This window comes from Paenibacillus thailandensis (genome assembly GCF_042685365.1).
GTDB lineage: Bacteria > Bacillota > Bacilli > Paenibacillales > Paenibacillaceae > Paenibacillus_AP > Paenibacillus_AP thailandensis.
In genome coordinates this window covers 1-19044 of sequence record NZ_JBHUMY010000016.1, presented here as the reverse complement: position 1 = coordinate 19044, position 19044 = coordinate 1, and the positions used below count along the sequence as shown (strand labels likewise).

The window sequence follows — 19044 nt, the reverse complement described above, 5'->3', positions numbered from 1 at the left end:
TTGGAGCAATTTGCCGGAATAAAAGCTTATTTGGCCGAACGGGCGGCTAAAGTCGAGGCGGCGCTTACCCGCTGTCTGCCCGCCGAATGGCAGGTGCCAAGCCGGCTGCGGGAAGCGATGGCCTATTCCCTCGAGGCGGGAGGCAAACGTCTCCGTCCCGCCTTCGTCATGGCCGCTGCGGAAGCGGTCAGCGGAAAGGCCGAAGCGGCGGATGCGGCGCTGCCGATCGCTTGCGCCATCGAGTACGTCCATACGTACTCTTTGATACATGACGATTTGCCGGCGATGGACAATGACGACTTCCGGCGCGGCAAGCCGACGAATCATAAAGTATTCGGCGAGGCGATGGCCATTTTGGCCGGGGACTCCCTCCTGACGCACGCGTTTTATTTAATCGCCCAAGCGGCGCGCCAAGGAGCGGTCAGCGCGGAAGCCGCCCTCGACATGACGGAAGAGCTGGCCGTTCTGGCCGGAGCAAGAGGAATGGTCGGCGGACAGGCGGCGGATATGCTCGGCGAGCAGGGAATCACGACCATCGAAGAGCTGGAATATATCCACCTGCATAAAACGAGCGATCTGATCGTTTTTTCGCTGAAGGCGGGCGCCAGAGCGGGCGGCGCGGACAAACGCCAGCTGGATCTTCTGGAAACGTACGGGCGCAATATCGGTCTGGCGTTCCAGATCCAGGACGATATTCTCGATTTGATCGGCGACGAGAAGAAGCTCGGCAAAAAAACGAACAGCGACGTCACGCAAAATAAAGTGACCTATCCTTATTTGATCGGCATCGAGCAGTCCAAGGCGCAAGTCGAAATGCTGACCCAGGAAGCGAAATCGGCCATTTTGGAAGCGAATTTGCCGTTGCCGGAGAAGCTTCTGGAAATCGCGGACTATCTCGTGCACCGCGACCATTGAAGCTCGCGATCGGCGCCTTGGACTCCCAAGGTTGCTAAACATTCGCGGATATGTGGTACAATAAGTTTATGTAAAGAGATGACGTTTATTGGACAGCGGCTTTGCCGCTTTCGGAAAGCGAGGAAGTAACGTGCTGCTAGATCATATCAACGGGCCGGCCGATCTTAAAAGTTTGACCGTTCAACAACTGGATCAGCTGGCCGATGAAATCCGTCAGTTTCTTATCGAGAAGCTTTCCGTAACCGGAGGCCATTTAGCTTCAAATTTGGGCGTAGTCGAGCTGACGCTTGCGATGCATTACTTGTTCGACAGCCCGAACGATAAATTTATATACGATGTTGGACATCAATCCTATGTGCACAAAATTTTGACCGGACGCAAACAAGATTTCGACAGGCTCAGAATGCGGAACGGGCTGTGCGGTTTCATTAAACGGGCGGAAAGCGAGCACGACGTGTGGGAAGCCGGCCATAGCAGCACGTCGTTGTCGGCGGCTATGGGGATGGCTTTGGCCCGGGATTTCAAAGGCGAGCATAACCGGATCGTCGCGATGATCGGCGACGGCGCTCTTACCGGCGGGATGGCGCTTGAAGCGTTGAACCATATCGGCCACGAGAAGCGCAAAATGATCGTCGTGCTGAACGACAATGAAATGTCGATTGCTCCGAACGTCGGAGCTTTGCATCAATATTTGGGCAAAATACGCTCCGATCGCCACTACCAGAAGGCGAAGGAGGAGCTGAGCCAGTTCCTGAACAAAATTCCCGCTGTCGGCGGCAAATTCGCCAAAGTATCGAGCCGGGTGAAAGACAGCATTAAATATTTGCTTGTTCACGGCGTATTGTTCGAGCAATTCGGGCTTACGTATCTCGGGCCGGTGGACGGCCACGACATTCAGCAATTGCTTGAAATTTTTAAGCAAGCCGACTCCGTTAACGGTCCCGTGCTCGTTCACGCCGTTACGCTGAAAGGCAAAGGGTACGTGCCTGCGGAGCAAGATTCGTACAAATGGCACGGCATAAGTCCAAAGCTGGAAAGCAACAAAGGCATGAAAGTCGTCGTTCCGCCGACGTACACCGATGTATTCGGACAAGTGCTGATCGAGCTTGCCGAGAAGGACGACCGAATCGTCGCGATTACCCCTGCAATGCCTGGCGGCTCGGGCTTGTTCAAATTCGCCGACCGTTTCCCGGGACGGATGATCGATGTCGGGATTGCCGAGCAGCATGCCGCCACGTTGTCTGGAGCGCTTGCGCTCGAAGGCATGAAACCGGTATTCGCCGTCTATTCGACATTCCTGCAGCGGGCTTACGATCAGGTCGTGCACGATATTTGCCGTCAGAACCTGAACGTCGTGTTCGCGATCGACCGCGCGGGCTTCGTCGGGCCGGACGGCGAGACGCACCAGGGCGTTTACGATATCGCCTTCTTGCGTCATATTCCGAACATCGTCATTATGATGCCGAAGGACGAAAACGAGCTGCGCCGGATGATGAAGACGGCCGTCGACTACAATGACGGGCCGATCGCCGTTCGCTACCCGCGCATGAACGGCTTGGGCGTCAAAATCGATTCGGCGCTGGAACCGCTGCCGATCGGCGTTTGGGAAACGGTTCGCGAAGGCGACAGCGCCGTTATCGTCGCAATCGGGCCGATGCTGCAAGTGGCGGAGGAAGCGGCCGAGCAGTTAAAGCGGGAAGGCGTTACCGTAAAAATCGTCAACGCGCGGTTTATTAAGCCGCTGGACGAGAAAATGCTGCTTGGGTTGGCGGACGAAGGCAAGCCTATGATCGTGCTGGACGAAAGCTCCGTCCTTGGAGGACTTGGCAGCGCCGTGCTGGAGTTTTATTCTTTGCACGGACGGCATGGACTTCCGATTCGAATAATCGGGGTACCGGACATTTTCGTCGAGCATGCTACAATTAAAGAACAACGGGAAGAGGTTGGCCTGACGGGCGAGCGGGTAGCGTCGGAATTGAAGGCGATGATGACCCGCCGCATGATTCGCAGCGCGGGCAAGTAGGCCAGCGGCAAGGAGAACGATGACTACAGCGAAAGAACGGATCGACGTGCTACTGGTGGAGCGCGGATATTTTGACAGCAGAGTGAAAGCGAAGGCGGCCTTGATGGCCGGCCTTGTGCTCGTAAACGACGAACCTGTCGACAAGGGCGGCATGAAGGTCGCGCGGGACGCCGACATTAAAGTGAAGGGAGCCCTTCATCCTTACGTAAGCCGCGGAGGACTGAAGCTCGAGAAGGCGATACGGACCTTCGGCATCGATATGACCGGCCAAGTGATGCTCGACATCGGCGCTTCGACCGGCGGTTTTACCGATTGCGCCCTTCAGAACGGCGCGTCATACGTCTATGCGATCGACGTCGGCTACAATCAGCTGGATTGGACGCTTAGGCAGGACGATCGCGTTAAGGTGATGGAAAGGACCAATTTCCGTTATATGCAGCCGGAGAACCTCGACGGTCCGAGACCGACATTCGCGACGATCGACGTGTCCTTTATATCGCTTAAGCTGATCTTGCCCGCTTTGGCGGGTCTGCTGCAGCAAGGATCGGGCACCGTCGCGTTAATTAAGCCGCAATTCGAAGCCGGACGGGAGAAGGTCGGCAAGTCGGGGGTCGTGCGCGATTCGAACGTGCATGAAGAAGTGCTTCGTCAAGTGTTGACGTTTGCGGCCGAGTCGGGATACAAGCTGGAGGCGCTCACCTTTTCGCCGATTACCGGAGGGGAAGGGAATATCGAATTTTTGGCTTATTGGATTTGGGAAGGGGAGCCAAGTTCCGCTCCGGCGGAACTCGACGACATCGTGCCTGCCGTCGTGAAGCAAGCGGCGGATACGTTCTCAAGCCGGTAAGATTCATATGGCATTAGGGAGCCTGCACTCCGGTACGTGACGGAGAGCGACAGGGTCCCTTTTTTTAATCGCCGATTAACCGCAGCGGATTCATCTTGCAGCACGCGTTTAGATTTGGTACACTGAAGAAAAAACCAAACAAGCGTTCGCTTTATTCGCTGCATACAGGAATTTTATGGCGTCGTATCGAACCTATTGACAAGAAAATTCTCGTCAGGCAATGGAGGAGTTTCGGTAAATGGGAGTATACGGTGAATGGTTCATTATGCTGGTCGCCGGCGGCCTGCTGGCATTATGGCTTTTCCGCTCATTTTACAGGTGGCTTCATCAGCCTGCACAAGTAAGCAAAGTTACGCTGGGAGCAGGCGCGAAGCTGGACCCGGACGACGAGAATATTTTGTTTCTCGAGGCGGCAGGTTACGAAGTGCAGTCGGGCAAGCATCGGGTGCCGATCACGATCGAGCTGGACGACGAGACGCTGGAGAGCCGTTTGTATATCGATTACATCGCGGAGTCGGCGGACGGGGAACTGTACATCGTAAAGACGGCGAGAGAACGGATGCCGATGGACTGGACAGGCAGCGGCGTCAGGGACAGGCTGTTCGTTTACTCGCTTTTATTGCCGGAATGCGACGGCATATTGTTCCTGGACGTAAAGGAAAAGATATTGAGGAAAATAAAGTTTCATTATGCGGAATAGAACGCTTGGGAGGATCTCATGAAAAGCACGCGACAATTTAAAATTAAAGAAATTATTTCCACGCAAATAATCGAGACGCAGGAAGAGCTTGTCGAAGCTTTGCGCGCCTCCGGCTTGCAGGTGACGCAGGCGACGGTATCGAGGGATATGAAAGAGCTGATGCTGGTCAAGGTGCCTACGGGAGACGGAGCCTACAAATATTCGCTCCCGCAGGATCAGCAGCGGTTGAATCCCGTCAACAAGCTGAAGAGGGCGATGCTCGACAACTTTGTGCATATCGATTTTACGGAAAATTTGGTTGTGATGAAATGTCTTCCGGGGACGGCGAACGCGATCGGCGCTTTGATCGACAACATGGAATGGACGGAAGTGATGGGAACGATTTGCGGCGACGACACGATCCTCATCATTTGCCGGACGAAGGAGCAAAGCGGCCAAATCGTGGACAGGCTTGTCGCCATGCTGGAATGATGGATCATACTATTTTGCTTTGAAGATCATGTGGGAGGCTGCTACCGAATGCTGCGCGAAATGTCAATACGGAATTTAGCTGTCGTCGAAGAAGTCCATGTATCGTTTCATGAAGGCTTTCATGTTCTGACCGGTGAAACCGGGGCGGGCAAATCGATCATTATCGATGCGTTAAGCCTCATCGTTGGGGGACGAGGTTCGGCGGACATGGTCCGCTACGGATGCGACAAGGCCGAGATGGAAGGGATGTTCGACGTAAAGCCGTCGCATCCGGTCTGGTCGGTCCTAAACCGGCTCGGCATAGAGGCTTCACCGGACGAAATGCTGGTTATACGCCGGGAGCTGTCCTCGCAAGGCAAAAGCAGCAGCCGCGTGAACGGCCAGCTTGTTACGATGACGATGCTGCGGGATATCGGCGAATGCCTTGTGAACATCCACGGCCAACACGAGCATCAATCGCTGCTGAAGACCGAGCGCCATCTGGAGTGGCTGGATCTGTTCGCAGGCCAAGAGCTCCTTCAATTGAAAAGCAATTATAGAGAGGTGTTCTCCAAGCTGCAGGGGAAGCGGGCGGAAAGGCGGGAGCTGGAGGAGTCGGCTCGTCATAACGTGCAGATGCTGGACTTATTCCGGTTTCAGATCGAAGAGATCTCAAACGCCAAGCTGAAGCCCGGCGAAGATGAATCGTTGGCCGAAGAGAAGCGCAAACTACTTTACGCAAGCAAACGGATGGACGGCATTTCGGAATCGTATTCGCTGCTGTATGACGGCCATGCGCTAGACGCGCTCGGCAAAGCCATCTCGAAGCTGTCGGACGTCGCGAAGTACGATGAATCCGTATTGTCGCCGCTTCTGGAGCAGCTGCAATCCGCCTATTACCAAGCCGAAGATGCGGCGTATCAGCTGCGGAATTACCGGGACGGCATCGAATCGGACCCGGAACGGCTTGCGTACATAGAAGATCGGCTTGACCTCATTAACAGCTTGAAGCGCAAATACGGCGAGACAATTCCGGATATATTGGCTTATTTGGAACGGACGGTCGAGGAGCGCGACAAAATCGAAAACAGGGATGAGCATCTCGAGAAGCTGCAGCAGGAAGAAAACCGATTGTTCGAAGAAGCGATCGCCCTGGCGGAGCAGCTGTCCCAAATGCGGATTCACGCCGCGCTTCAATTGTCTGCGGCAATCGAAAACGAGCTTGGCAGCCTGCTGATGGGCAATACGAAATTCAGAGTGCAGATCGACCACACGAAACGAGATCAGGAGGACAATATCGTTCAGTTGAACGCGAGCGGCATCGACGAAGTCGTATTTATGCTTTCGACGAATCCGGGCGAACCGTTAAAGCCGCTGAACAAAATCGCATCCGGCGGGGAGATGTCGCGGATTATGCTGGCGCTAAAAAGCATATTCGCCGAGATCGACCAAGTGCCCGTCCTCGTATTCGACGAAGTGGATACCGGCGTAAGCGGCCGCGCGGCGCAGGCGATCGCGGAGAAAATGTCGCAGCTTTCGTCCCGCTGCCAAATTTTCTCGATCACGCATTTGCCGCAGGTGGCGTGCATGGCGGATCATCATTATGAAATCCGGAAGCAGGTAACGGGAGAACGCACTTCTACATTTGTCAAGCAATTAGTCGGCGATAGCCGAATCGAGGAGCTTGCGCGAATGCTCGGCGGCGTAGAAGTCACCGAAAAAACGCGCCATCATGCGCAAGAAATGCTCGATTTGGCTTACCGGCAAAAAGGAGCGTAATGAGAGGTAATTCGGGAATGTTTTTGTGGTCATAAAACAGTTGGTGCGGGGTAACTTAAAGGTACGCCAACGGCGAAATGACTTCGTCATGCGACGGAATACAGGGAGCGTGAAAACATTGAACTCCGGAAACCGGATGAGATGGTTTGGACTTGTTCTCGTTTTTCTCGTCTGCATGGTCGGAATCTCCACCCCGTTTCAGCATTTTGCCGCAATCCCGAATGAACTTCGTTTATTCTCCGGCCAGATGAAACGACTGCAGTACGGAGTTCCGGTTCATGCAGAAGTAACGGTTGATCCGCGAATATTGCAGGTTAACGGCACAGCCAAAAATTCGCTTTCGGTCAATCTGAACGAACCGTTATCCTTAAAGCCTAACCGTACGGGACAAACAAGCATGAAAGTGAAATTGTTTGGAACGATTCCTTTCAAGACCGTTAAAGTAAGCGTAATGCCTGATCTGAAAGTGATTCCGGGCGGACAAACGATTGGCGTTAAAGTAAAATCGGCCGGCATATTGGTTGTAGGTCATCATTTGGTAACGGACCGCAGCGGCGTCAAGCATTCTCCCGGCGAGAAGGCGGGCCTTCGTTTAGGCGATTTGATTACGAGCATAAACGGAGAGCCTATCCACGAAGTGCAGAAAGTCGGCAAGCTTGTAGAGAAAGCCGGATTATCGAAACAGCCGATGAATTTGACTTATAAACGGAATGGAAAGATTCTTCAAACGAATTTATACCCGGAATATGATATAGAAGATCAAGCTTGGAGATTGGGGCTGTATATCCGCGATTCCGCAGCGGGCGTCGGGACGTTAACTTTTTATGCGCCCGAGCAAGGGGTTTACGGCGCATTGGGTCATGTCATTACGGATATGGACACGCAAACGCCAATCGAGGTAGGTTACGGCGAAATACTCCAATCCCGGGTCATGTCGATCAATAAAAGCCAAAACGGCGAACCCGGCGAAAAAAGAGCCCAATTCGTGAAAGAAAGCAAAGTGCTTGGCAACGTGGAACGAAATACATCCTTCGGCATCTTCGGCAAAATGAACGAACAGCCCGTCCATAGCTACAGCGACCGAGCGGTACCGGTAGCTTTCGCGGAGGAAGTGAAGGAAGGTCCGGCCGAAATTTTAACGGTCGTAAACGGACAGAAGGTCGAACGGTTCAATATCGAGATCGTCCATGTCTCAAAGCAGCAAATGCCGGCTACGAAAGGGATGGTTATCCGAGTTACGGATAAACGTCTGTTAAGCAAAACAGGCGGCATCGTGCAAGGCATGTCCGGCAGCCCGATATTGCAGAACGGCAAGCTTGTCGGCGCCGTCACCCACGTTTTTGTGAACGATCCGTCTTCGGGATACGGCTGCTTTATCGAATGGATGCTGCAGGACGCGGGCATCTTGGTTAAAGCTCCAAAACCGTCAAGCAAGGAAGTTGCCGCATAATGAATACAATCCGTTGTTAGGCTGCGCCTCGGTTCTGACAGCGGATTTTTCTTTCGTGGCTTCTGACGCATGTCGAAAAACATCGAACGAAATCACTTCATGTAATAAAATATTTATTATAACGTTTTTTCGTAAAAAAGAAAATTAAAATTATTCGACAGAAGGAATTAAGGCCGGCATGTCGAAAGTATAAGCAAGACAGCTAAGGGAAGGGAATTCATAAATTATATTTAAGGGAGGACCAAACCTTGCATAAGATTGAAGTGCTTTTGGCAGATGACAACCGCGAATTCACGAATCTATTATCCGAGTACATATCCGAACAAAGCGATATGAACATCAGTGGCGTAGCTTATAACGGAGAAGAAGTGTTGCGGCATCTCGAGCAGGCGAGCAGAGTGCCCGACATTCTTATTCTTGATATCATTATGCCGCACTTGGACGGATTGGGCGTGCTGGAACGCTTAAGGGACATGAACCTGCAGCCAATGCCGAAAATCATCATGTTGACGGCGTTCGGCCAAGAGAACATTACGCAGAAGGCCGTTCAGCTAGGGGCCTCGTATTACATCCTAAAGCCTTTTGATATGGAAATTTTGGCTAACCGCATTCGCCAGCTTGTCGGCAATTCTTCTTTTGCAACTTCGGCAACTTATTCGTCTACAAGCACCTCCAGCATAAAATCGAACGTGGTGCCGATGTCCAAAGGCAAAAACCTTGACGCCAACATTACAAGCATCATTCATGAAATCGGCGTTCCCGCGCATATTAAAGGGTACCAATATTTGCGCGAAGCGATTACGATGGTGTACAACAACATCGAAATTTTGGGCGCGATTACGAAGACGCTTTATCCGGCTATCGCGGAAAAGTTCAAAACGACGCCGTCCCGCGTCGAACGCGCCATTCGCCACGCGATCGAAGTCGCCTGGACGCGCGGCAACATCGACAGCATCAGCCATCTGTTCGGCTACACGATCAACATCAGCAAGTCGAAGCCGACGAACAGCGAATTCATCGCGATGGTCGCCGACAAGCTGCGGATTGAGCACAAGGTGTCGTAGTTGGCGTAACGGTGCGGCTTTTCGGTCACACAACGTTTGCTGAAACGGTGAATTTGCGGTCGTTATAGCGTCATCGTTCCGATAAACTTTGACGCTGCAATATCGATAAACCTTTGCGGATTTCACCTCGTTTTCTGCGCGTATTTGTTGAACGTTTAGTTATCGTTATCATACACGATGCCACGGACAAACTCAAACATTTGTTCGTAAAAAGAGCTCCGAAAGATATCACGTTACTATAACGGATACCTACGGAGCTCTTAGTCGTTATTCCTTCGTTTTCGCCGCGTATAGCCACGCTAAGCCGTGCGGAGGGGTAACGGTAGGGGTTAGGTATCAACGCCGCTAGAATGCTGTGATTTTAACGTAAATCTCCTTTATATTTCAAACCCTCTAGCGGTGAATACTTTGCATGTTTCTCTGCTGTATCTGTGCCCCACATATCTACGTAATGGTTAACCATCGCAATAGTTGTGTGGCCCAACAAATTTTTGAGCGAAAACGGATCACCTCCGTTTTGGATGTAGAGTCGAGCGAAAGTGTAGCGGAAAACGTGCGGAGTTGCATTTACGTCCCTAATCCGCGAAAGCCGGCCGTATTTGCGCAAATTGTCCTGAACCGATCGCGCCTTTAGCGGCTTATTATCGATGCTGACGAAAAGGAAATCGTGATCTAATTTTCCGCGTAGCCGCACGTAATTTTGAAGGTGTTTCTCTAACGTTGCCTGGAAGGGAACAGCGCGTTCCTTACGCCCCTTACCGTATACCTTTATCGTGCCACGCCGCCAATCAATATCCGAAATTTTAATCATTAAAGCTTCGTTTAATCTAATACCCGTTTCGATGAACAACAGCATTAATACATAATCACGAAATCCGACGAACTCGTTTTTACGGGGAGTATCTAAAAGTACGGCGAGCTGATCGTCGCTGAACGTTTTAATAAATAACCGTTCGACTTTCAGTGGTTCTAAGTTGAATTGGTTCGTCTCATGAACGCCGATTTCAACCATATGCGTTCCGAATACTCGCCATGAGCGCAAATTTTGATTGATCGATGCCGGACGGATTCCGCATTCCTGACGGTAATTAACGAAGTCAATAACGTGGTCCTTCGTAATTTCATCTGTTCGTTTTAAACCGTGATACGTCATCATGCGAATGATGATTTTTGAGGCGTTCGCGTGATACTTCATCGTATGGTCGGCTAAATTTTTGGCCCTACATGTCTTAAGAAATGAGTTAATCGCCAGATGAATGTTAGATGCTGGCGTATCGCCTTCATTAAGTGTGAAATTAACAGGAATACTGTTTTTTCTTCTTGTCATTTTTAATTCCTCCTACGCGGTTTTGTTACAGTATTACACGTAAGAGTTATTTTATGCTTTAACGTATTGAAGCGAAATTCTGACGAAATCTAACGAGGATTAACGCTAATTTACGCAAAGAAAACGCCCACCAACGCAATAGCTGTTTGATGAGCGTCATTCAAGTTTATTTTTTAATTAATATCGTCTTTATCAGGCTTTACTTGACCAGTTTGGTAAAGGTGCTGTAATTCTGTGATAGCGTGTGATAATGCTGCTACTCTACCGATAGAGTCTGACCGTACCTCTTGTGTTATATTTCCTTGCTTTAAAATTTCTTCTTTTTTACGTCTATGGATTTCCAATCTTTCGATAATTGCTTTTACTTCAGGTGAAAATTTGTCCATTTGTACCCTGCCTTTTATAAATTACGAAGCCTCACACGCTACTCCGTCGCCGTCGCGGTCCAATTTCGTACTATAACCGGGATCACCTTTATATAACGGAGCTTTGCCGGCTTCACGTACCGCCGTGCAATTCGCGTACGTAACGTTCGAGGCTGGTAACCTTAACCGCTGTTATTCCGTCATCTTCCGTTATCTCATCGATCGGACGCGGTATAGAGATGAAGGAGCGACGTTAAACGCGTCATTATAATCCGAGAATTTGGCGCTTTTTCGCCGCGAACTCTTCCTCGGTCAGTATCCCCGCTGCTTTCAACTGCGCTAAACGTTCCAATTGCACAATGCTATCGTCAGAGGCCGGAGCCGCTTCGGACTTAGCGTTGCCACCGCTCGATATCTTAGCGCGAACACCTTCCGCGAAATTACGCACTTGCTGCTTTTCGATATTCTTAATAACTGCCTTGTTTCCGGATGCGAAGATCGTTATTTCTCCGAACATAAGGCCGGTTTCGTACTGAATCGACGTCAATTTATCGTACGGGAAGTCTTCAACACGTAGTTTGAATACGCCTTTATCGACGAAGATTAGGCGTTTATTAGTGCCGACGAGCAAACCGTTGCCGTTGTTATAAAGCCCCTGAACGATCCGCTCTACGGCTTCATCCTGCCACAGAATGGCGGGCAACTCCTTAATTTCCCTTCTGCCGAAAAATTTACTTACTCCGTCCAGGCTCTTAATTTGCTGCTGAATCTCGTCTAATGTAGGCATTTTGACCCTCCGTAAAATAGGATTTTATTACCTTTTCGACAATAAATAAAAAACCCCTTTAACTTCATTTAGAAAAATAAAACCGCGTCCAAACTACTGGTTCGCGGTCTTGTCGTTGCTGTCAGGTATGTAATCGATTATATCCGAAAGCGGCACTTTTTCGCCTGTAAGACGAATTAACGTAGCCATGATTTCATTGAACGTCTTTAACTCGATTCTTTTCGCTTCACCGTTACAAATCTCATAGATCGTGTTGGGCCTTACTTTGGCCTCACGAGCTAAAGCGTTCTTTGTTATCTTGTGTTTGTCCAAGAAGGATTCCAGTTTGAAGACGACTCCCATTCGTTTGCACCTCACTTAGAGCAATTATAAATGAATTTCGAATGAACATAAACTAACGGTTGACGTTTAACTTAAAAGGCTATATAATTCAGGTAAACACAACCCAAAACGTTAAACTCAAAACGATATAGGAGGCTATTTTTATGCACCGTTTGCGCTATGTTCTCCGTCCCGACGGACTCTTCTTCGTATCTATTCTCGATCGCCCAACGCCAGTATCTTTCGTATCGCAACAACGCTTTTTTATCCGCACAACCGGTATCGCTCCGAATAAGACGCTCGGCACCGTACGAGTTAACGACGTTCAACTTCGTGCTCTTGGTGTTCTGCCCGCGAAGGAGGTGACGTTCGATGCTTGTACTCCAATCGCTGCAGACGCCATCTAATCGTCGTACCGTTCGCGGCCGATACATCGCGCGCGTGCTTGGTGCTCTCGTCGGTGAGTTCATTCGCGGCGCTTTTGGCGAGGTTTTACGATGAGCCGGCGCTATAACATTCTGCCTATTTACGTCGGTCCTACGTTACTCCTGCGGGATAAAGAGCGCCATACCGACGAGCACGGAGTTTACGTGATTTTCGGGAATCAACGTTACTACACGGAGGTGTTTCCGCATGAATAAGACCGTTCGCCGCATCGCGTATCTGTTACGCAAAATGAACGCATACCAGGCGCAACGTTACGCATATTTCCGCCGCATGTCCACGTACTTACCGCCAGCTACACGTTATAACCGCTTGCTTGCGTATAAGGCTGCGCTCGACGTTCGGATTGAAGCGGAGAGGAGCGCTGGCCTATGAATAACGTGCCCGCTTATTACGTCCCCATTGATACGGTGCACATGATCTATCTTTACGCATCCGACGCGGCCGACGCCGTGCTTAACGCATTCCTAACGTGGGCTGAGCGTCCGGACTCCGATCGTTACGTCGGCGCCGCGGTCTTGCTTGGCTCGTTTACGGGCCAACGCAACCATTTCGGAGGCCTCGACGGGGCGTTTCGATGGCGCGGCCGGTCGTATGACGTTGTTGACTCGCTTTTGATGACATTTCCGCCCGACGATGGCTCCGGTGGCTCCGAGCCGAAAGCGACGGGGCGCGGGTAATTGACGCGCCTGTTGCTCGCGGAAAGCCAATCCGCAAATTCATAACGCACAGGAGAGTGAGGACTATGCGGCTACCAGTCGTAAAGCGCGCTAACAAGACTACATTTGAAATCGTTTACGTTGACCTTGCCGACGTTTTTTATACATTCGTGGAAGGCGGTGTATTACGTTACCAGACGGAAGCCGGCGTGTTCGCGCAGATTTCCACACTCGATGAGCAGGAACGTTTCTTAGCGGAGAACGGTTTCGAGCGCATCGAGCGCGGATTTATTGCGCAGCCGGCCAAGGCAACGTTTTACGACGATGAGTTATCCGTGTTGCATTTTGGAGAGGTGCACCAGGCGCCGGTGGCTCTCTCCCGTAAGAAGGTACTAAAGAAACGCTCAGCTTAACGAAAAGTGCGCTCGGCTCGGTTGCCGCCTTGTCGGGCGCTTGCTTTTGAGTAGTAATACGGAGGGTGCGAACATACGTTTCACTTTTTAAAAAAATTTAACGAAAAGTGTGCGAGATGATACTTACGGCGCAGATAATACGGTAGGTAAAAATATTCGAAAGTTGTGCGAAACGACATCCAGACCACGAATAATACCGTAGGAGAAAAATTTTTTTTCTGCTAGCACGCGAAAAACGCCAAGTTAAAACGACTTTGTACGTAGGGAGGTGTGCGAAATCGAATCGGCCGTCGTCACCATTTATAGGGAAGCTCATAACCGCAGAAATTAACACGTATAAAAGAATCGCAGGTGAAGCGATATTCGAGATTGGGCGTCGGTTGAAGCACGTTAAGGAGAACGACTTAGCTCACGGTCAGTGGGAACATTGGCTGCATTCGATCGATATCGTACCGCGCACCGCTCGTGCGATGATGCAGGCGTATGAACAATTCGGAAATCGGCAGACGTCTACCGTTTTGAGACTGGATGTTGGGAAAATATTTGAAATGCTATCACTCCCGCATGATATCGACCGCGCAGAGTTCGTCTCCAAGCCGCACACAATTCCGTCATCCGGCGCAGTCAAAACGGTAGACGAAATGACCGTACGCGAGCCGCGCGAAGTTAAGAAGGCGTTAAAGGAGGCGGAGGAACGTGCGGGGTCTTATAAACCTATGAAGGAGGTGCCATTCTATGTCCTTTATCGAAGCAATCAAACGCTATAAATCCGCCAGCGACCGCCGAGCTCACGAAATGGTACGCGAAGTCAGGTAATCGCGAGCTAATGAGAGCGTGGCCATTACGCCATCATCCGAAAAAAAACGGACACGTTCTTATAAGATATTCTATAGAGTTATGTCCGAATTTTTGCGCTGATACACTCACGCGGCCTTACGGCCTTGCCCGTCCGCTATCGCGTCCGGAACAACTTTTTTCAATGTCTCACTACATCAACGCATAAATACCGACGTGAAAATACCATATGTCCGGATACGAGGCGGTTTTCCTCGGATACGGGGCGGAGGTACGACGCCATTCTTTTAATAACGGAGGAGGAACGGAAAATGAACGCTATTCAATTACCCGCTGTTACTCACGAGTTTTCTACGTTAATGCAATCGCGCGGCCAGACCGTAAGTCACGGCGATCTCGAATTCGTAAGTTTAATTTCGGCCGCTTGGCAATCCGAACGTACGAATCCGAATCCGATCGTATTTGCAGCGGAATGTGGCTTCGGTAAGTCAACGTTATTAGAACTATTCCTACGTCATAAAACCGCCAGCGATCCGTACTTTGGCGCGATCATCGTAAAGCAAAAACGCGACGAAGTTGAAGCGCTATCTGTTGCAATTAACCGTAATTTAACCGAAGACGGACGCGAACAAGTCCGTTATCGTCGAGCGTTTGCCATACGCGGATATGATCCGCTGCAGATGACGTATAGATCGTACCGGAAGCAATTCGAACGTCAGGCGTATTATCCGGTCGTCATTATGACAGCGGAGATGCTCGCGCGTCAGTCTTCTATGCGTTTGTTGGACCGGTTCTCTTCGTTCTATGACGGAGATCGACAACGGCGGCCGCGGCGGTTACTTATTATCGATGAACGACCGGTTATAACGCGTAATCATTCCGTATCGGTAGAGGACGTTAATCGCTTAATCGTCGATGTGCGGGCGATCGGCCTACGTAAATACAACGGAAAAGAGGCGAACTACTTCCGCGAGTTTCTCGAATATGCGCAGCGTTTACGTCATGAGATCGAGTCTTGCAGCGTTGCGGCGCGGATCGAACCGGTTGACTTCGAATACACGTTACCGGAGGAGCTGCGTAAGGATTGGGGCGACGACTACGAGGGCGATAATTTCGACATGCTAGGAACGTTTGAGAGCGCTATACGTTTCGGTGGTGCGGTTTCGTTTCGGAGGGGAGGCGTGCCCGTGGTTTCCGTTTCGCAGCGGATTTATTACGAGTGGACGCAGTATAACTCGTTTATCCTGGACGCGACCGCAAAAACCGACCCGTATTACGCTTCTGATAAGTTTGACGTTATCGAGGCGCCAACACCGCATCTATACCGCAACGTCTATTTTAACGTCTGCCCGAGCGAAAATCTATCACGGTCGTTCTTCGAAGCACATCCGCAGTCATTCGACGAGGTAGCGGCTATGGTTAAGGAAATCGCGGCCAAACAACGTAAGACAATGGTCGTTTTTTATAAAGAGCATCTTTCGCGGCTTGAGGAGTTGTTAGCGGAGGAGATCGAGTGCGGCGCTGTTTTGACGAAGCACTTTGATAGCGGACGGGCAACGAACGAGTATAAGGATTGTGATGCAGCAATCTTCCTCGGTTGGCTACTGAAAGGGGATACGTATTATCCGCAGGTAGCGAGCGCTATATATAGCGAGCTGCTTCCGTTGGATCATGACATCAATATATCGGGCATTCGATACAGTGACGCACGCGTCGAGTCGTTTAAGACAGGCGAACTCGTAACGGAGAGAATCCAAGACGTGCATCGCATTAGGCCGCGATCGAGTACGTATCCGATTAACGTTTACTTGTTTCATCGTGACGGCGAGATCATACGGAAGATAATCGAGAGCTTCCCTGGCTCTATTCGTCGGGAATTTACACCTTTACGGAGGTTATCGGGAAAGGTGACGCACGCGGATAACTTGATTGGATATTTTCAGAAAATGGAGTCCGGTCAACGTACTAAATCGAAGGAGATATATGAGTCGTTAGGTATCTCGGCGCGTCAATTTTCTCGGCTGCAGGAGGACCCGCGTGTAGTGGAGGCCATGCGCCAGTATCGCGTTATCAAGGACCGGACGTTTTACAGCAAACTATAAATGAAGCGGAGGGGACTGAATGAGTCAATACGCACTTGCTCGTGAAGACGCTTATTACAACGGTGACTTTGACGCTATCGAACGGATTATAGATGCGGAAGCGGCCGGCGTGCCGTTAACGCTCGCTCACGTTAAGCGCGTACGGAAGGAGCCGATACATTACATCGATCCCGGCACCGGTGCAGTTACGTACGCTCTCGAGTTCGTCGCTGGATTAACGCGTGATGAGGCGATGCCTGTGATATGTGAATTATTAACTAACTTACCGGTCGATCGGCGTGTTAAATATTGCGAGTACTGTCGGTATCCTTACCGCGACGGTAGCTTGCGTAATACAACGCGGACATGCAGCAGCGAATGTAAGACCGGAATCAAGACATTACAAAGACGACAACAGCGGGCGGATAAGGCGCTGTTGGAGGGCAAAGAACGCAAGAGGACGAAGCGAGAGGAACATTACGCTTGGTGGCATGAGTATCCGTTTTGGCTCGACGAATATGAGATGTTAAAGGTTGCGTGGAAGTACGAAGTATCTCATAGGACCGAACTCATTGACTTCATTCAAGGACAGCGCGAGCTTTATGGTGAGGGCAACCGTAAAATTCCGTCGAGAAAACCAGGTAGCGAAGATGATGAGGCATGCCGTAAGCTTAATGCTTGGACGCGGGCAAAACTTCGATGGTTTTAAATGGCGACAAAAAAGTATAGATGTAGGGGAGCGACTCCCCGGTATTTTATTTACCGTGTTGTAGCATTTCAAATCAGAAAGGAGATTCAGTAGCATGAGTGGAGACGCGGTAAGAGCTATCCGAATCAGTAAGAACATGAGCCAATCGGAATTTGCTGCGGCATTGAAAGTTTCGAGATCGCTAATTGAAGCGGTGGAGAACGAACGTCGTGCAGTTTCCCATAACTTGCGGATCAGAATTGCACAGACATTCGACGTAACCGACGAGATGTTAGAATTAATAAGGCGCGCGAAAGACTCTGGTAAGCTGGCGCTGTAGGTCAGTGCTCTTTAATTTTTGCTATTATGCAAGAATTACGTATATTAACCCAATATAATTTTACGTCAACCGTCATCATAAGTCAAGGGCGAACGAGAGCCTTTAATCTCGGGTTTCACGCGGGATAAAAATAAGAGACGGATGCAGACCGCAACGATCCGCAACGAGGAAGATCGAAATGGAAACGAAGTTTGAACGCTATATACGTGTTTCGCACACGATTGAGGACGGCAATCACGTCGTACGTATTTACGCGCCAGGCGACCGCTACGAGTACAAGTCCGCTACATGGCCGGTAACTGATGCTGATACATCGCTCGATGCGATATGGTCCGGAGTACATGAGGCTGCTGACGATTGCGAACTGTTCAACGCGGACGGCGTCGCCGTACATTCTACGGATGCCGCGGCGTTCGCAGCGTACAATGCGGAGGTCGATGCGCTATGAACCGCCTCCAATCGCTAGCCAAACGCCAATGCGCAACGTTTGATACGTCGACGGAGGATCGCTGCTTACTCGATTGTCAATGCGTATTTTTCGGCCAGTCCGGCGGCCGCTGCCGCTATTTTGAGGAAGGCGTACTTCCGACCGATCCTAAACTTGAACGCGCGTATCGAATCGAACGCGGCTTAGCAGATGGGAAAGAGGACGTTTGCCGTAAATGCTCGTCGCCATTTGAGCGTAAATCTAATCGGCAGATTTACTGTACGGGTTGCGGCGTAGAAGCGGCTCGCAAAGCGCGAAACAAACGGGCAAGAAAATACCGAGAGAGTAACGCTTTAAACGGAGGAAAGTAAGGCTATCGCGTGATTTATGCGGCAGTCTAGGCGTTCAACTTTAGCGGGAGGGTGAAACTACCTTTTCCGCTGTTTTGCGTTCTAAAGCGTTATTTTCGGAGGAGGTAACGTCATGCTTTACGTTTCATCGATCGAAGCAATTAACGCCTGGACTAAGAGAGCAATCATAACGGAGTCATCAACGGGAGAGGCGATCGGGGAGTTAACCTTTGGAGAGGATGCGTCGGACCAAAGAATCCGGATGATGGCGCCGCTCTTACTTAAACAACAAAAACCAAAACGGAGGAAATCGAATGTACAAAGAAGCAAACGTATGGGAAGGCCTGCAGAACGAGGAAATGGCGGAGGTGTTATCGAAGATCGGCCCATCGATAGCGAAATCACGCTTCCGTGGCGAAAGCAATAAACCAGTTTACCAACCGGTTAGCCCCTCTAAATTCGTCGGGAAGGTAGTATTTTTTAATGCCGATAAAGGTTACGGTCGGATCGGCGAGCACGGACAATTCTTCCATGTAAACCAGGTAAGCGACGGTAATGCAACGTTTATCAAAAAGGGAGTTATGGTAGCGTACGAGGAAGGCATTGACGCACGTTCCAAGCGCCCGCAAGCCGTAGACGTGCAGCTCGTAAAGGAGGCGAAGTAATTGGACGTAAATCGCATTCTACAATTGCGCGAAGAACGCGCTCAACTATACGAAGCCGTGCGGGTGCGCGGACGTCACGCACTTTCAGATCGAGCCAAGTACGCGGCAATCGCGCGAGTAGGCGAAATCGATCGGGAGATCGCGGATACCGAAC

At 50.5% G+C, this 19044-nt stretch carries 22 protein-coding genes and 1 pseudogene; 18 read left to right on the top strand and 5 right to left on the bottom strand.

The window, feature by feature from the left end; genetic code table 11:
• The 8 genes from ACFSW5_RS15025 (at position 1) to spo0A (ending at position 9228) form a co-directional block, all read left to right on the top strand.
• Complete coding sequence (locus ACFSW5_RS15025) at positions 1–915, top strand: polyprenyl synthetase family protein (protein WP_379274586.1); 915 nt, start codon at positions 1–3, stop codon at positions 913–915.
• 130 nt (positions 916–1045) lie between these two features.
• On the top strand, positions 1046–2938 hold the full coding sequence (dxs, locus tag ACFSW5_RS15020; protein WP_379274583.1) for a 1-deoxy-D-xylulose-5-phosphate synthase: 1893 nt from the start codon (positions 1046–1048) through the stop codon (positions 2936–2938).
• Positions 2939–2957: 19 nt separating this feature from the next.
• Entirely contained in the window at positions 2958–3785 is an 828-nt protein-coding gene (locus tag ACFSW5_RS15015) for a TlyA family RNA methyltransferase (RefSeq protein WP_379274581.1), read from the top strand.
• Positions 3786–4023: 238 nt separating this feature from the next.
• The gene (locus ACFSW5_RS15010) at positions 4024–4485 is read left to right on the top strand and encodes a hypothetical protein (RefSeq protein ID WP_379274579.1); all 462 of its coding nucleotides are present in this window, start codon (positions 4024–4026) and stop codon (positions 4483–4485) included.
• 18 nt (positions 4486–4503) lie between these two features.
• Positions 4504–4956, top strand: coding sequence for a transcriptional regulator AhrC/ArgR (gene ahrC / locus ACFSW5_RS15005; RefSeq protein WP_379274576.1), 453 nt, complete (start codon positions 4504–4506; stop codon positions 4954–4956).
• A 48-nt stretch (positions 4957–5004) separates the two neighbouring features.
• Entirely contained in the window at positions 5005–6714 is a 1710-nt protein-coding gene (gene recN, locus ACFSW5_RS15000; protein ID WP_379274573.1) for a DNA repair protein RecN, read from the top strand.
• A 118-nt stretch (positions 6715–6832) separates the two neighbouring features.
• Entirely contained in the window at positions 6833–8164 is a 1332-nt protein-coding gene (gene spoIVB / locus ACFSW5_RS14995; RefSeq protein ID WP_379275168.1) for a SpoIVB peptidase, read from the top strand.
• Positions 8165–8412: 248 nt separating this feature from the next.
• Positions 8413–9228 carry a sporulation transcription factor Spo0A gene (spo0A, locus tag ACFSW5_RS14990; RefSeq protein ID WP_379274571.1) on the top strand — a complete coding sequence of 272 codons (816 nt, stop codon included), beginning with the start codon at positions 8413–8415 and terminating at the stop codon, positions 9226–9228.
• Positions 9229–9589: 361 nt separating this feature from the next.
• On the opposite strand, the gene ACFSW5_RS14985 is transcribed toward spo0A, so the two are convergent.
• The 5 genes and pseudogenes from ACFSW5_RS14985 to ACFSW5_RS14965 form a co-directional block, all read right to left on the bottom strand.
• Positions 9590–10555, bottom strand: a complete 966-nt coding sequence (locus ACFSW5_RS14985) for a tyrosine-type recombinase/integrase (protein WP_379274569.1) — start codon at positions 10553–10555, stop codon at positions 9590–9592.
• A gap of 173 nt (positions 10556–10728) precedes the next feature.
• Positions 10729–10941 (bottom strand): hypothetical protein, encoded by a 213-nt coding sequence (locus tag ACFSW5_RS14980; protein WP_379274567.1) that lies wholly within the window; start codon positions 10939–10941, stop codon positions 10729–10731.
• Positions 10942–10962: 21 nt separating this feature from the next.
• Positions 10963–11091 (bottom strand): annotated as a pseudogene (locus ACFSW5_RS14975) (excalibur calcium-binding domain-containing protein); the annotation flags it as partial.
• Positions 11092–11185: 94 nt separating this feature from the next.
• Positions 11186–11707 carry a PH domain-containing protein gene (locus ACFSW5_RS14970; protein ID WP_379274564.1) on the bottom strand — a complete coding sequence of 174 codons (522 nt, stop codon included), beginning with the start codon at positions 11705–11707 and terminating at the stop codon, positions 11186–11188.
• 93 nt (positions 11708–11800) lie between these two features.
• Positions 11801–12049, bottom strand: a complete 249-nt coding sequence (locus ACFSW5_RS14965) for a helix-turn-helix domain-containing protein (protein WP_379274562.1) — start codon at positions 12047–12049, stop codon at positions 11801–11803.
• Positions 12050–12192: 143 nt separating this feature from the next.
• Between ACFSW5_RS14965 and ACFSW5_RS14960 the strand changes: the two genes are divergently transcribed.
• From ACFSW5_RS14960 to ACFSW5_RS14915, 10 genes are all read left to right on the top strand, one after another.
• A complete protein-coding gene (locus tag ACFSW5_RS14960; protein WP_379274560.1) occupies positions 12193–12435 on the top strand; it encodes a hypothetical protein in 243 nt (80 codons plus the stop codon).
• A 408-nt stretch (positions 12436–12843) separates the two neighbouring features.
• On the top strand, positions 12844–13152 hold the full coding sequence (locus ACFSW5_RS14955) for a hypothetical protein (RefSeq protein WP_379274558.1): 309 nt from the start codon (positions 12844–12846) through the stop codon (positions 13150–13152).
• Between the two features lie 65 nt (positions 13153–13217).
• Positions 13218–13544: a LytTR family transcriptional regulator DNA-binding domain-containing protein gene (locus ACFSW5_RS14950; protein ID WP_379274556.1), complete on the top strand. Its 327-nt coding sequence runs from the start codon at positions 13218–13220 to the stop codon at positions 13542–13544.
• 254 nt (positions 13545–13798) lie between these two features.
• Positions 13799–14311 (top strand): DUF3102 domain-containing protein, encoded by a 513-nt coding sequence (locus tag ACFSW5_RS14945; RefSeq protein WP_379274554.1) that lies wholly within the window; start codon positions 13799–13801, stop codon positions 14309–14311.
• A gap of 339 nt (positions 14312–14650) precedes the next feature.
• A complete protein-coding gene (locus tag ACFSW5_RS14940; RefSeq protein ID WP_379274552.1) occupies positions 14651–16441 on the top strand; it encodes a hypothetical protein in 1791 nt (596 codons plus the stop codon).
• 19 nt (positions 16442–16460) lie between these two features.
• Positions 16461–17129 carry a hypothetical protein gene (locus tag ACFSW5_RS14935; RefSeq protein WP_379274549.1) on the top strand — a complete coding sequence of 223 codons (669 nt, stop codon included), beginning with the start codon at positions 16461–16463 and terminating at the stop codon, positions 17127–17129.
• 94 nt (positions 17130–17223) lie between these two features.
• Entirely contained in the window at positions 17224–17448 is a 225-nt protein-coding gene (locus tag ACFSW5_RS14930) for a helix-turn-helix transcriptional regulator (RefSeq protein WP_379274547.1), read from the top strand.
• Between the two features lie 178 nt (positions 17449–17626).
• On the top strand, positions 17627–17896 hold the full coding sequence (locus ACFSW5_RS14925) for a hypothetical protein (protein ID WP_379274545.1): 270 nt from the start codon (positions 17627–17629) through the stop codon (positions 17894–17896).
• The gene (locus ACFSW5_RS14920; RefSeq protein ID WP_379274543.1) at positions 17893–18246 is read left to right on the top strand and encodes a cysteine-rich VLP protein; all 354 of its coding nucleotides are present in this window, start codon (positions 17893–17895) and stop codon (positions 18244–18246) included. The genes ACFSW5_RS14925 and ACFSW5_RS14920 overlap by 4 nt, the downstream gene beginning before the upstream one ends.
• Before the next feature lie 293 nt (positions 18247–18539).
• Complete coding sequence (locus ACFSW5_RS14915) at positions 18540–18890, top strand: cold-shock protein (RefSeq protein ID WP_379274541.1); 351 nt, start codon at positions 18540–18542, stop codon at positions 18888–18890.
• The last annotated feature ends 154 nt before the right edge of the window (positions 18891–19044 follow it).